Source organism: Leptolyngbya sp. FACHB-261 (assembly GCF_014696065.1).
Classification (GTDB): domain Bacteria; phylum Cyanobacteriota; class Cyanobacteriia; order FACHB-261; family FACHB-261; genus FACHB-261.
Window position 1 is genome coordinate 111,574 of the sequence record NZ_JACJPL010000028.1, and the last position, 13,032, is coordinate 124,605.

Consider the following 13,032-nt stretch of genomic DNA (forward strand, 5'->3'; position numbering starts at 1 on the left):
ATTGAACGAGCGCCGATCAGCCGATTACAAGAACGAGTACCATTAAAATTGGCTCGGAAATCTTACAAATTATATACATGACCGAGAATCTATCTTTGGAGGGATTTATCGCTCAAGCCGTTGCAATGGGTTCTCCTGATTTCCAGCAACTTGTCAGTAGATGCTGCTTCGCCCATTATTGTGTTCAAGGCGACTAGAGAACCTAATCAGTCAAATTAAGGTCGAGTACGAGCAATCGCAAACTGCTCCATAGCTTACCTTTTACGACACTTTTACGACCAGAGAATCACACTGTAAAAAATCAGTGAGGACAGAGAGTTCCTAGCCAATGGCTGCTTGCTTGAGCACGGACAGGATGAAGGCTGGCTGAAATAGCGTAGTAGGGGGCTTGACCATGTGCAGCACCTCCAGGAATTCCCGTAGAGCCTCAGGGTTCTGATGGCTGAGCAACCTGACCCGATCGACATACCATTGCAGCAGGCGATGGCTCATTGCTAGTTGGTCGCCCTCCGTCGTTGGCCACCGCAAATCCTCACCTGTAGCTAACAGCCAAGGCGTGGCATTAACTTTGGCTAGCCGCTTCTGAAAAACTTGAGTTTGCCCTATGGGGCTATCACCAGAGGGCGGCAGTTGCTGCCTGAGGCACTGACCGAGGGTAAGAGCCGCTTGTGCTGCCGCTGTCATACCTTGCCCATAAATGGGATTAAAGGCACATACTGCATCTCCTAGAACGACAAGCTCATTAGGCCAGCTTGGCACTCGTTCATAATGCCGCAGGCGATTGTCTGTGCAGCGGTAGCAATAGATGGGCGAGAGGGCTTGAGCCTCTTTGATCGCCTCATAAAGCATAGGGCTACGCAGACTGCGGGCAAAGCTCAGAAAGCCTGCTTCATCATTAGGTGGGTAATCCCGACCAACACCCGTTAAGGTGAGAATCCAACGGTTGCCCTCAATCGGATAGAGCATGCCTGCCCGAGAGTGATCAGGGGGTTTAGGCCAAATTAGTAGCGATTGCCACTAGGCAGTCTGCGTTGAGGGGCGTTGGTACCAACAACTGGCATAGCCAACAAAAGAATTAATATTAGTTTCTGCAGGCAGGGCATAACCCAATGCTTCTAACCACTGAGGCGTCCGAGAACTCCGACCACTAGCGTCTACCACTAAGCTGGCAGTTAAGACCTCTTCTAAATCACTCCTACCCTGCCGGCAATCAGGATGAAGGCGTGTTCGCACCCCCATCACACTTGTATTTTTGGCATCAGTTACCAAGCCGACTACCTGGTAACCCTGGCGAAAGCAGTCGGCAGTCCAATCGACCGTAGAAGCCCCCAGCTCGATTAACTGGTCTTGTAAGCCTGGGAATAATTGCTCTAGAATTCGCTGCCCCTGTAGTAACAGCACACGGAATTGGTAGGACTGAGGAACACCTTTGCGTGATTGAGGGCTGGGTGGAAAGTAGTCACGGTCAATAATCGTGACGCTACTGAAAAAGTCAGCCAGTACTCGGCCCGCTAACAAGCCTGCTATGCCCCCACCAATCACCAGGGCCGAATGCTGGTTGTACCGTTTGTTGTACCCTGGCTGGTCGCTGGCTATTAATGCTGAAGCAGGGAGCTTTAAGTCCATCAGAACGTCCCATTCGTTCTATCTGGATTATTGCAACCTTGAGGCTCTAATCAACCTGCTGTTGAATAAGAGTAATTAAGGAAACTGATCGCTTAAAAGTGCCAGTAGGGATGAGCCCTCCTCTACCAAGTTCTAACATTTGCTGCTCAGCTGCAAAGATGGCCTTCCACTAACGACTGACTACACCAACGGTCTATTCCCCAGCATTCGAGGCCATAGAAGGCTCCAGCATGCGCTTAAACTTCTGTAATTTATCCTTATCATTCTTCAAGTCTTTCTTCAAAGCGCGGTACTGGTCAGATCGCACTCTGGCAGATATTTGCTCTGTTCCTTCTGCAAAGCCCTGCTCCACAGATCGCTTCATGATTTGCATAATTGCTTCTATCTTCTGCTCTTCCGCGTCTAACGCTTCGTTGATGCTATAGACCAGCTTTTCAGCCAATCTGTTCTTGGTAAGGGCTTGATAATAATTGCGCAAGTTATTTCTCAGTTTCTCAGCTTCCTTCTCTCGCTCTGCATCCCTATATTCTTGGTAAAGTTGGCTCAAAAATCTAAACAAGAAAAAAAGAACCACAGAGAGTAACAGCGCCGATATCCAGGGAGAACTTTTGAACGCGCTGATGATAGGCGCAGTTAGATGCTGCATAATTTGCCTTCTGCCGGCAATTCCCAGAATACTAAAGAGGCTGAACATAAAAATGAACTGCATCCACTGGCCTCTAATCGTTTTGAAGATATAGCTAACGGGGGAAACTTCCTGGTAGCGGTTACCGCAAGCAGGTACAGCTATCGCCTCCTGGAAAATAGACGGATCATCAATGTTATGGCTTGGTTGAAATAACGAGGGATCCAAGTGATTCAAATCTAGAGACGGGATAGAACTAAGCGTGTTGTAAGTCCTTTGGAACAGCCCTACTAAACCACCTTGAACATAGGTGGTACAAAGACGCTGCCATTCTTGGTTCGACCAAAAGCTTAATCTTGAGCGACAGAAACGCATCAGAGCTGTATTAGCATCAAGCACCTGACCTTCAATTTCCAGTTTTCGCTTATGTTCAGATTCTGACTGCTCAATTACGGACGGCACCAAGAATTCTAGATGAAGGTATTTTCGACGGTTTCGCTTTGTCACGCAGGGCTTCAGGCGGTCTGCAAAACGCCTGATTTTACAGGAGATACTGTTTTCGAGGTATTCATCTAACAAATCAACTTTCGACTGTTTCAAGACCTCTCTAGCTTGTCTAAAAAATAGACTCTTGTCTGCATTAATTTGCTTTAAAGCTATATCCAATTTCTCCCTCAGCTGTTCTTTTTGAACTCCTGAAGCATCAGTCCCGCCTTGCTGCTCTCGTTCGAGTTCCTTCTTCTGTACGTCAAGCAAACGCTCGATTGACGTTAGGTGAGCTAACACCTGTCTAGCAACTCGTTTAACCAAGATTTGCTCAGGTCGGCGCTTGACTAACCCTTCCAAGGACTTACAAAATTCGTCTAGCTCTAGACAAGAGCTGAAAGGTGCTTTTGTTAGCTCGGAGAGAAAAGAAGGTAGTGATAACGAAACCAAGTCAAAAGATTGCTCATGACCTTGCTCCTGAAGCCAATCCCTAGCTTCAGTTAAAGCTGTTGCCACTGGTTGTAGTGACTCGCTTTCAAATCCTGGCGTCTCTACTAACAAGATCTTCTTAGTAATCTGGGCTTTACTCGCCTCTAGAATAAATTGTTTTTCATTAGCTGTTAATACCTGCCCGGAATCAGTCAGCAGGCACAAAACATCGCAGCCCAGAAATAGACGTTCAAATTGGCTTTGCGCAGAGTCTACATCTGACGAACACTCGAAAATGAGTTCAGCGCTCTCTGGGCTAGAAGTTGGCGCTCCCAAGCTAATTCGGTCACCGGCTTGTAGCACCTGGCTCCCTTGTACTTGTTGTCCATTAACGTATGTACCATTTTTGCTGAAGTCGCAAATCTGCCACTTGGGGTGGCTCTCACCCAAAGAAGGGCTTAAAGAAGGGGCTGCAACAGACTGCACTTCAGCATGATAACCAGAGACAAGAAGGCAAGAATCTGAAATTAGAATTGAAGACTCTGGATGACGTCCAATCACTAATGTTTGAGCTGTGGGAACTTCGTATAGTTGGTGCCTCCCACAGGCTTGTCGCAGGATGATCTTGGCAAAAGGTTTCGACAAAATCTCCTGAGATTGATCAGGCAAAACAGCAATCTTAAACTCATAGAGTGCTGCTAGGCCTTTACAACGATATAAATAGTCATGTAGTGCTTGAGCTAAAGCTGAGTTTTGACAAACAATCTGCAAGGTAAGCTGGCCCGTTTGTAGGGATTTGCCAATTTCTTCTAAAGCTTGAGCAATCGAACTAAATTGCTCGTTTTGCTCAACTCTACTCAGCACGAGCTGGCGAATTTCCTGAATCTGCTTAGCTAGTCTCTCAGATTTCGGAGACATGGACTGGATGCTTCTCATGGTACCTGCCAAATCCTGATTGTTTTATCCAGACTACTGCTAGCAAGAGTTTTGCCACTAGGGCTGAAGGCGACAGAATAAATAGGATCTAAATGCTCATCAAAAGTATGAAGTCGTTCGCCAGTACGTAGATTCCAGAGATTAATTTTGCTGTCTTCACCGCCACTAGCCAGAGTTTGACCATCAGCGCTGATCGCAATGGCATGAACTGCCCCGTTGTGTCCTTCAAGTGAGCGCAGCAATTTTCCTGTGTACAGATTCCAGAGCTTGATACTGCCGTCTGCACTCGTGCTGGCAAGAGTTGCGTTATCTGGGCTGATGGCAACAGTGCTGACTTTACCTGAGTGCCCTCTCAATACCCATTTAAGCTGACCTGAATGCAGATCCCAAACTCTAATAGTATTGTCTGCACTACCTGCCACCAGAAACCAGCCATCTGAACTAATAGCCACCGAGGAAAAGGCAGCCGTATAGCCAGAGAGAGTTTTGAGTAGCTGTTTTGTCTTTAGATTCCAGAGCTTGATTGTATGATCCTCGCTTCCACTAGCGAGTATTTGGCCATCGGGACTGATAGCAATAGATAAAACTGGCCAGAGGTGCCCTCTCAATGTATGAAGCAATCTACCTGTGTGGGCATCCCAAAGATCGATCGTGCTATCTTCGCTACTACTAGCGAGGAGCCGACCATTGGAACTGAGCGCAACCGAAGTGATCGAGCCTGCGTGGTCGGCTAGGGTTTGGACTTGGCTACCCGTTTTCAGATCCCAGACCTTTACTAAGTTGTCTTCGCCGCCACCAATTAAAGTCTGTCCATCAGGACTAAACGCAACAGAGCGGATCAATGCGGATTGTGCAGTCAATGTCTGGACTAAGAATTTTTGGGTTGGAGAGGCTGGAACTGAAATGTGAGAGCTGTGGGGCTTAGTCGAGTGCAATCCGAACCCCTTAGTAGCACCAACCATTGAAATGAAGACAATAGCTACTCCCGTGACAAACAGCCCACTGCCAACTAGCAAAGAAATTCTCTTAGGGGTGAAGAAAATCTTGATCCTTTGGGCCAGCGGCTGAATATCTGTTTTGTGTCCACTGTCAGAAGCAGGCAATAGCGTCGAAGGTAGCTCAGCAAACAAGTCTTGCTCTGGTTGGATGCCAGTTGGCTGTTTCTGTGGAAAAGCTGGCTTCAGAGGTGAGACAAGCGCAGCCTTTGGTGCTTGCTGGAGGGGCACGACCTTAGTAGGGGTGTAGATTGGAGAGTTTATGGGTGGCGTTATCGGCGAGGGAGCATTAGAAAGCTGAAGTGCTTGGATGACCTCTGCCACAGTTTGGTAACGATCCTCGGAGTGTGAACGAACCATCTTTGTTAGCACTGCTGCTAGCCCATCACTAGCCTCAGTCAGATGCTGCCAGATAATCTCTCCTGTATCTGAATCCTCTGCAAATTCTTTGGGGTGCGATCCTGTTAGGGCTTGGATAGCAATTTTACCCAAAGCGTAAATGTCGCTGCTCGGCTCTGGTTTACCCTCTAATTGTTCAATCGGTGAATAGCCTTCGCTGATCACCGCTACTGCTTTGTCAATTTGCAGCAGTTGCACTGGTGTAGCTGAGCCGAAGTCAATCAAGACTAGTTTCTGATCTTGACTGCAACGGATGAGGTTTTCGGGTTTAATATCGCAGTGGATAATTTTCCGTCTGTGCAGAAAGTCTAGAATGCTTAGAAATTCCACTAGTAAATCGATAACCCGCTCCTCAGCCCAGCGCTGCGCAGGTACTAGTTCTTGACTTAGGGGTTGGCCTTCAATCAGCTCCTGCACGAGGTAAAACTCTTGGTCTTGCTCGAAGTACGCCAGCAGCCTAGGAATTTGAGGATGTTCCAGTTGTTCAAGCACCTCTGCCTCAGCTTTGAATAGGCGCCTGGAAAGTTCCAGGCTGGTTGAGTCAAAGCCTGTAGGTTTTAAATGTTTGACAACGCATTTAGGGTAGCCTGACAAACCTGTATCTCGGGCAATATAAGTCTGACTGAAGCCGCCCTGACCTAGGCTTTGGATGATTTGATAACGCCCGTGTAAAAGTTGAGCCGAGGCCAAAGATCCTGACAAGTTAGAGATATGACTGCCGGGGCCATTATTTTCAGACTCCAACAGATAATCTCGATAAACCTGATTGGTCAAGTCTGGGTTAATGCCCTGAAGTGCATTCTGGAATAAATCTTTCCAGCCAGTAGCATCTCCAGGTAGCCCATTGGCCGTGATTTGCTTAACTTGTTCATCCAAGACGTCAAGATTCCCCTGACTATCAAGAACCGCTAAACGAATTGCTTCAACACATTGCTTAGTTGTTTGGATCTGTGCAACCTTCATTTTTCACTAAAGCCTTTCCAGAGACTCTCTGGCTTCCGACAACAGGTCAACCGCTGTTTTACAAGTATTACTAGTCAGAACATCCCATCGACTACGGCGCTACTGGCATCTAGTACGCTAGAACTTGCTGTCTCTACAGCGCTCTCTAGCTTGCTCATGAGTTCTTCCATTTTCTGAGTTGTGATCTCAAGCTGCTGAGAAAGCTCCTCTTGATCGAGGCATTGCAATCTATCTGAATTATTCTTGGACTACAGGCAATACTTCTATCAATCAAAACCAGTCATTAAGCATGCCCCGATCAATAGCGCTCCTTGTATTCTCAAAGGCCCCATAAACGCCTAAAGCAGTTATAGGCTGACCAACTACTATCCCAACAGGATTCATAGACATTAATGTTCCTACAGTAATCTCGGCTCCTGCTAGAGCCATACGTTTTGCCCAACCCTCTGTCACGCTATCTTCAGGGTTATTAAAAATGTCAATAGACGCTCCAGTGATAGGGCCTGTATTAATTCCTATTGTTTCAAGGCTGGGAACACCATAGACTGCTATAGCGAAGTGTGCTGGATCGATGAATCCATTCCCACCTCCTTGAGCGTTGTCGTAGGCGTTGACATGAACTTGATAGAGATCGTCAAAGGAGAGTCTGCCTGATCCGCCAGCAGCAAGACGACTGTCGATCAAAGCTTTTTCTTGGCTAACCAAAGACGTTCGAATGTTGTACCAGGGATTGCCTGGTTCTGTGCCGTGCCCAACGTAGTTGGTTGCAGAGTTCTGAGCCCAGGCACCACTGGGAATACCGTCGATGTTATACCCTGGCATGTATTGGGCGTAATCACGGTAAAAGTCATTATCTTCTGTAGGTGGTCGAAGAGTCGTATCATAGCCAATTAAACTCATGACACCGTTAACAGTCCCGTTAATAGCGTTAGAGATTAAATTATTTTTGGGAACCATTACTTCATCGTTAGGTCCATTGGTAGTGTATTCTGCTGCTTCTTCAAGAGTGTATTTAGAGCGACCTCCTCGAACAATTTCCCGCTCATAATCACTACTTACAGGGGGCTCGCGTTCTAATCTCTGAATTTCTGACAACAAGCTTTTAGATGCTTGAAGTTTATCTCTAGCTTGCTCTATACGAGCTGTTAAATTCGCTACACTCATGACTTCAGTCTTCTTAATAGGTAAACCAAGACAAGCTAGTGCTATGTTGGTTTCGGCAATTTCCTCAGTCTTAGGTTCGAAGGTTTCGTCGTTTTCAGGTTTTACCGGGGAATATCTTTGAGGTGCCTCTGCCGCTTGGCTTCAGGAAGCAGAGCCTCCAAGTATGCATTCCAAGGCTCCACCTTGAAACGAGTTTTGTTACTCAGCCATCTAGATGTGTTGCTGTTAGAGGTTTAGATCGCCTCTAAAGCGTCCCTGGATTTTGTTAGGACTTCTACTGCTTTTTGGCAGCTTTCATTACTGAGTTCAATGCCCTCTACCAGAGCTTCTGTGGCATCCACAACACTGGTTTTTGCTGTCTCAACTGCCCCTTCCAACTGGGTCATCATCTCGTCAAGTTTGATGGCGGTGCCATCAAGCTCAGTAAACAACTCACCTTGGGACGTGCTGACTTCTTCCATTAATCCTTGAATGGACTCTTCCATGCCGTCTGAAACCGTTTGAATGGAAGTGTTGAAGTGTTCAATTGCGCTGTCAAAGTGTTCGGAGAGGGATTGTTTTCCGCCTTCAATCGCAGGTACAACCTGCTCAGTGATAGTAGAGTCCAGCCCATCAACCTGACCTTCTAACCCTGACTCAAATGCAGTGAGTTCGCCTCCAAAGCCATTAAGCTCTTCGATCGCCTGCCCAATTGCTTCTGCAACTTCAGTGCCAATCTCTTTTTCACCAAGGTTGTTTAGGGCTTCTTCGGCTTCGGTGATGTCACTTTCCATGTCCAGTTCAGCCAGTCTGTCGTCAATTGCGGCGATCGCTCCCTTCGTTGCCTCCAATTCCTGAGTTAACTCACTTTGAGTTGTGTCAATAGTCTGCTTCAACTGAGTGATCATCTGGGTAACAGAATCCACTTCAGCCGCAAGCTCTGTTTTGCCTTCGCTTACCTGTTGAATGAGGGATTGAGCGCGATCGCTCAGCGTTCCCCAAGCCTCATCAACCGCTTGACGAATCCGCGTGAGTTCAGTCTTAAGGTCAGTGAGTTTGGTCTGGGTCGTTTCTGTTGCGTCTGCTAGAGACGAAAGTTTGCTAACAGTTTCACTTGCAAGGGTTTGTAAATCACTCATCGGTTTTCTCCTAATTCGGGGTAATTGATATATCTATACAAGGCGCTTTAGCTCCAGGGGATACCCAGTTTGTCAGCTGCATCTTGGGCGCTGGTGACACCCTGTCGCAGAGGCTCAATTAACTCTCGTAGCTGATCGACCAAGCTGCTTAACTCTTCTCGCTCAGTGGAGATGTTGCCCTCGGTCCCAGACAAGTCTGAACCCGCTTCTTGAATAGCGCTAGTGACTTTCTCCAGAGCATCTTCAATACTGGTTCCCAGGGTATCTACTGATTCTCTAGCTGTCTCCAGAAGGGAGTTGATTTCGGTTTGAACAATGCTGTCTTGCAGAGTAGTTAACCCGTTGCTTAACTCATCCAGGTTAGAGAATTCATCCACTATTTCCTGAACTTCAGTATCAATTTCTCCATTGGCTTCCTCTAGAGAATTGGTGGCTTGAGAAATATCTTCGGCGATCGCACTCGTTGCTGTTTCAATCGCCTGTTTTGCCGTATCCACACTTTCCTCAACCGTATTCACTACCTGATCAAGCTGCTGTTGACCGCCCTGAATTTTGCCCTGCCCTTCACTCAACATATTCAGCGCAGTTTCACCTGCTGTTGAGAGGGATGTTAGTCCTTCTTCCAAACTGGTGTTAAGTTCAGTGAGTTTGGTTTGGGCTTCTTGCAGTTCGGTTTCAAGTTCGGTGCGATCGCTCATTACCTCACTTTGCAAATTCTCAAACTCACTGCCCAAATCTGAGATACTTTCGGTCAATTCTGTCTGATGCTCTGTGATTTCTGTTTGCAACTCATCCAAACTAGTTTCGATCTGGTCAACCAATCCACTAAGCTCCTCCTGCATCCCACTCAAACTTTCCTCAAATGTATTGATTTCTTCCTGAACTGCACTTGCTTCTTCGGTCAGAAGCCGTAACTTTTCAGGTAGATCCGTCGCCAGTTGTTCTAAAGAACTGGTTGCTTCACTCATGGTGATTACCTCTAATAAATTGTGAGAAATGCTGGGCTTGAAATTCTCAAGGTTCAAGCTTAAAACCCGAACGATGCTGCCTTAAGCTCGATAGTTGATGTTCCCTTCTGAGGGAAAATTTTGGGTGGCGATCGCAACCATTGAGCTTCTAAACCCAAAATCTTCTGCTCCTGATCTAAATCATGCATCAGCCCGAACTTCATTAAGCATTCGGTGCATTCTCATCCCTGATAGATCCCCCAAACAAATTTACGGTAGATTCAGTGAGATTTCCCTCCGGCAATATTGCATCAGTGATTGCATCAGGGATTAAACCTCCATCAATGCTATTCAAAGCTGTCCGCAACGGGTCTTCTGTCTTAACGTCTAACGAAATGCCAATGCCGGCGGGAAGGGGAACATCTGCGCCCAAACCAACTTCTCTAAATCCATCGCCGTCGACATCATCCCAATGCCCACGGACTCCTGCTCCTGGGCCTAAATTTGCGCCTATTCGTGTTGTTTCGTCGTTCTCTATTTCTGCACTGCTAGTTCCCTCAGTAATTGCCACTGATGCAAGGTCTGCCGAGCCTCCAAACGAGAAGCCATCAGTCCCAGCACTCGCTTCTACCGCAGCGGTCCCTGCGCCTAGCTCAACTTCTAAGACATTTTCTTCTGGCAGATTAAGACCATTAGCCAGGTCCACTTCAGTTCTTGCACCGCGGAAATTTCCTGAAAATCCTCCACGAGTATTGCCGTTGGCGTCTTCCCAAGTCCCAACTTTACCCTCGTAGGTGCTAATATCATACTCCTTTATAAGGGAGCCTTCGCCCCGAACAGAAGCAACCCCAGACGAAATCCTTGCGCCTCTTTCATCTACCTCTACCTCTGCATAACCAGCTTTGAAATCAATGCGCTCGGCTCTTATCCCCAGCGGGCCAAGCCGTCCCTCTACGTTTTCAACACTCCCTTGCAAAAGGCCGGACGAAATCCTTGCGCCTCTTTCATCTACCTCTACCTCTGCATAACCAGCCTTGAAATCAATGCGCTTGGCTCCTACTTTGCCCTCTCCAGGCCCTACCATTCCTTCTCGGATCGAGATTCCGTTTCCTCTTAAGTCTGTGAGAGAGTTTTGACTCTCCTGGATGCGGGATTTTGCATCTTCAATTCGGGCAACTAAGCTGTCAATTGATTCAGCCATTCCACAATCCTGCTAGTAATTTTTATTGGGATTTCTAAGCCAGCATTTCTTCGATCATGGTGTTAGCTGCGACCATCACATTTCCGGCAGTGACGATTTCCTGAGTGAGAGGATCAAGTTCACTCATAACAGATAAGGCCTCTTGCATTTCACCCCTAGTTTCTTCTGTCTCGCTCGCAATTTCCTCAACAGCTCCACCTGTGACTTCCTCAACTGCGTCACCAATCACAGCTTTGTGGGTGTTTTCGCACTCGTCCGCAAGCCCTGAGATTACCTCGGTGACATCTTGTTCGTACTGGTCAATGGCTTCACTCACGTCGGTGCTGAAGGCTTCGAATAGCTCTTTGAGGTTGGTTTCGCAGTCATTGCTGGCAGTGGTAACTGCTTCGGAGTGAGTAGTTTTCAACTCCTCGCTGAGTTCATCAAAGTTGGTTTCGATCGCTTCTCGATGAGTACCCTGCAGTTCGCTGACGAGTTCATCAATGTCAGTTTCAATTTCAGAAAAAGTGTCTACCTGGGTTTCTGCTTCGGTGATGGTTTGATCCAGGGTTTCAAAGGCTTCTTGCGTGGTTTGAATTGCCTCTGTCAGACCATCCTCAAGCTGGGTCACTGCCCCTTCAAATTTGCTTAGTGCCTGTTGAGCTTCGGTCATTTCTGTCTCAAATTCCGTGATGGCGGTGGAGAGTTCTTCAAACTCTCCCTGCATCTCGGTGATAGTACCGTTTGCCTCTTTGAGTTCTGTGGAGATGTCGGCGATCGCCCCTTCCAACTCATCTAGAGCAGTCGTGATTTCGGTTTCCGCGGTTTCCAGTTGTGTATTTGCATCGGACAAACTTTGCTCTAGCGCTTCTAGCTGAGCGTCCAATTCATCGCCCTGGCGTAGTTCTTCTGTCTCAGTTTCCAGTTCTGTGGCAAGCTCTCGGAAATCTCCACAGGCCTGTTCCAGTGTTGTAAGCAGTCGTTCAAGTACCTCTGAGGTTTCTTCAACATTAGTAGCGAGTTCAACAGCTTCAGCCATAATCAATTTCTCCGTTCAACATTGGCTGGACAAATTTTTTGGAGGTCTTAACCGAGGGTTTCCTCTACGTTTTCGAGAGTAGGCATCATCTCTTGGATAATCGCCACCACATCACCGCACTTGTCGATAATCTCGCCAAAGTGCTCATTCATTTCTTCACAGTCGGTTACAGCTTCTTCCCCGACTGCAGCAACCGCATCGACTAATTCTTGAGCTGATGTGGTGATTCCTTCACCAATCTCATTGAATTTTTCCTGAATTGTGGTGAAAGCATCACTGGCAGCTGTCTCTAGGGCCACATCCAGTTCACCTAACTCGGTGCTACTGGTCTCAACCAGGAATTCAAAATCTGCTTGCAGTGCTTCTAGTTTTTCGCCTATCAACTCCATCAGAGAGGTAAACTCATCAGTGAGTTGGGTTTGGCTTTGGGTGAACTCACTGCGAACCGATACAATGGATTCTTTCATGCCGTCAATCTCTCCTACAGCTTCATCCTCCAGCGTGTCTACTTCGGAGCTAAATTCCTCTGACTGAGTGGTCATCGTATCCAGATTCTGCTGAATTTCAGTTGCTTTGGTTTCGATTTGCCCGATCATTTCTTCAGCACTGCTTTGCAAATCGCTAAGTTGACTGCGAACTATTTCTGCAAATTCAGTGAGTTGCGTTTCAATTCCTTGAGAAGTTTCCTGAATGGGGATGAGGGTATCCTTTGCCGTTTGGACTTCAGTTGTCAATTGTTCTTCTAGTGTTTCTAGCCGTTGACTGAGAGTTTCAAAGCTAGAAAGTGTTTCCTGCTCTTTAGACGTCAAAGTTTCACTCAGCGAGTCAATCAACTCCTCTAGCTCATTCACTTCCTCAAGGGCGCGATCGCCCTCACTAGAGAGTTCTCGCATCTTCTCAAGATTCTGATCAATTAAGTCAGTGATATCTGCTGTGGCCATAAGGTTCACCCTTTAGAAAGTAAGGAGTCGCTTGAAGAGTTTTACGGATGGTACCGATTAGCCTGTTCCATTCCTCAATCAGAGGCAAGCCGAAAAACTATGAAAATTGTTCAGAGAGGTGATCAATGTACAAGCTGTTGAAAGTCCCTTTGAATAGGTTGCTACTGACATATCAGCGCAAGGA

10 protein-coding genes are annotated in these 13,032 nt (G+C 47.0%); all 10 read right to left on the minus strand.

Annotation, left to right across the window (positions count from 1 at the left end; translation table 11 throughout):
* Positions 1-321: 321 nt before the first annotated feature.
* The gene (locus tag H6F94_RS32595) at positions 322-966 is read right to left on the minus strand and encodes a hypothetical protein (protein WP_242041395.1); all 645 of its coding nucleotides are present in this window, start codon (positions 964-966) and stop codon (positions 322-324) included.
* Positions 967-1,017: 51 nt separating this feature from the next.
* Positions 1,018-1,626: a hypothetical protein gene (locus tag H6F94_RS32600; protein WP_242041396.1), complete on the minus strand. Its 609-nt coding sequence runs from the start codon at positions 1,624-1,626 to the stop codon at positions 1,018-1,020.
* A gap of 193 nt (positions 1,627-1,819) precedes the next feature.
* Complete coding sequence (locus tag H6F94_RS24415; RefSeq protein WP_190804885.1) at positions 1,820-4,084, minus strand: FHA domain-containing protein; 2,265 nt, start codon at positions 4,082-4,084, stop codon at positions 1,820-1,822.
* Between the two features lie 14 nt (positions 4,085-4,098).
* Complete coding sequence (locus H6F94_RS24420; protein ID WP_190804886.1) at positions 4,099-6,459, minus strand: WD40 repeat domain-containing serine/threonine-protein kinase; 2,361 nt, start codon at positions 6,457-6,459, stop codon at positions 4,099-4,101.
* Between the two features lie 270 nt (positions 6,460-6,729).
* The gene (locus H6F94_RS24425) at positions 6,730-7,623 is read right to left on the minus strand and encodes a hypothetical protein (protein ID WP_190804887.1); all 894 of its coding nucleotides are present in this window, start codon (positions 7,621-7,623) and stop codon (positions 6,730-6,732) included.
* A 233-nt stretch (positions 7,624-7,856) separates the two neighbouring features.
* On the minus strand, positions 7,857-8,741 hold the full coding sequence (locus tag H6F94_RS24430) for a hypothetical protein (protein WP_190804888.1): 885 nt from the start codon (positions 8,739-8,741) through the stop codon (positions 7,857-7,859).
* A 47-nt stretch (positions 8,742-8,788) separates the two neighbouring features.
* Positions 8,789-9,709 (minus strand): coiled-coil domain-containing protein, encoded by a 921-nt coding sequence (locus H6F94_RS24435; protein WP_190804889.1) that lies wholly within the window; start codon positions 9,707-9,709, stop codon positions 8,789-8,791.
* 202 nt (positions 9,710-9,911) lie between these two features.
* Complete coding sequence (locus H6F94_RS24440; RefSeq protein ID WP_190804890.1) at positions 9,912-10,889, minus strand: hypothetical protein; 978 nt, start codon at positions 10,887-10,889, stop codon at positions 9,912-9,914.
* Positions 10,890-10,923: 34 nt separating this feature from the next.
* On the minus strand, positions 10,924-11,907 hold the full coding sequence (locus tag H6F94_RS24445) for a coiled-coil domain-containing protein (protein ID WP_190804891.1): 984 nt from the start codon (positions 11,905-11,907) through the stop codon (positions 10,924-10,926).
* Positions 11,908-11,954: 47 nt separating this feature from the next.
* Positions 11,955-12,848: a coiled-coil domain-containing protein gene (locus H6F94_RS24450; protein ID WP_190804892.1), complete on the minus strand. Its 894-nt coding sequence runs from the start codon at positions 12,846-12,848 to the stop codon at positions 11,955-11,957.
* Positions 12,849-13,032: the final 184 nt, after the last annotated feature.

Excerpts from the sequence above, each read along its gene's own strand:
- H6F94_RS24425 (WP_190804887.1), bottom strand. The coding sequence starts at position 7,623 with ATGAGTGTAGCGAATTTAACAGCTCGTATAGAGCAAGCTAGAGATAAA.
- H6F94_RS24430 (WP_190804888.1), bottom strand. The coding sequence starts at position 8,741 with ATGAGTGATTTACAAACCCTTGCAAGTGAAACTGTTAGCAAACTTTCG.
- H6F94_RS32595 (WP_242041395.1), bottom strand. The coding sequence starts at position 966 with ATGCTCTATCCGATTGAGGGCAACCGTTGGATTCTCACCTTAACGGGT.
- H6F94_RS24440 (WP_190804890.1), bottom strand. The coding sequence starts at position 10,889 with ATGGCTGAATCAATTGACAGCTTAGTTGCCCGAATTGAAGATGCAAAA.
- H6F94_RS24435 (WP_190804889.1), bottom strand. The coding sequence starts at position 9,709 with ATGAGTGAAGCAACCAGTTCTTTAGAACAACTGGCGACGGATCTACCT.
- H6F94_RS24420 (WP_190804886.1), bottom strand. The coding sequence starts at position 6,459 with ATGAAGGTTGCACAGATCCAAACAACTAAGCAATGTGTTGAAGCAATT.
- H6F94_RS24450 (WP_190804892.1), bottom strand. The coding sequence starts at position 12,848 with ATGGCCACAGCAGATATCACTGACTTAATTGATCAGAATCTTGAGAAG.
- H6F94_RS24415 (WP_190804885.1), bottom strand. The coding sequence starts at position 4,084 with ATGTCTCCGAAATCTGAGAGACTAGCTAAGCAGATTCAGGAAATTCGC.
- H6F94_RS24445 (WP_190804891.1), bottom strand. The coding sequence starts at position 11,907 with ATGGCTGAAGCTGTTGAACTCGCTACTAATGTTGAAGAAACCTCAGAG.
- H6F94_RS32600 (WP_242041396.1), bottom strand. The coding sequence starts at position 1,626 with ATGGACTTAAAGCTCCCTGCTTCAGCATTAATAGCCAGCGACCAGCCA.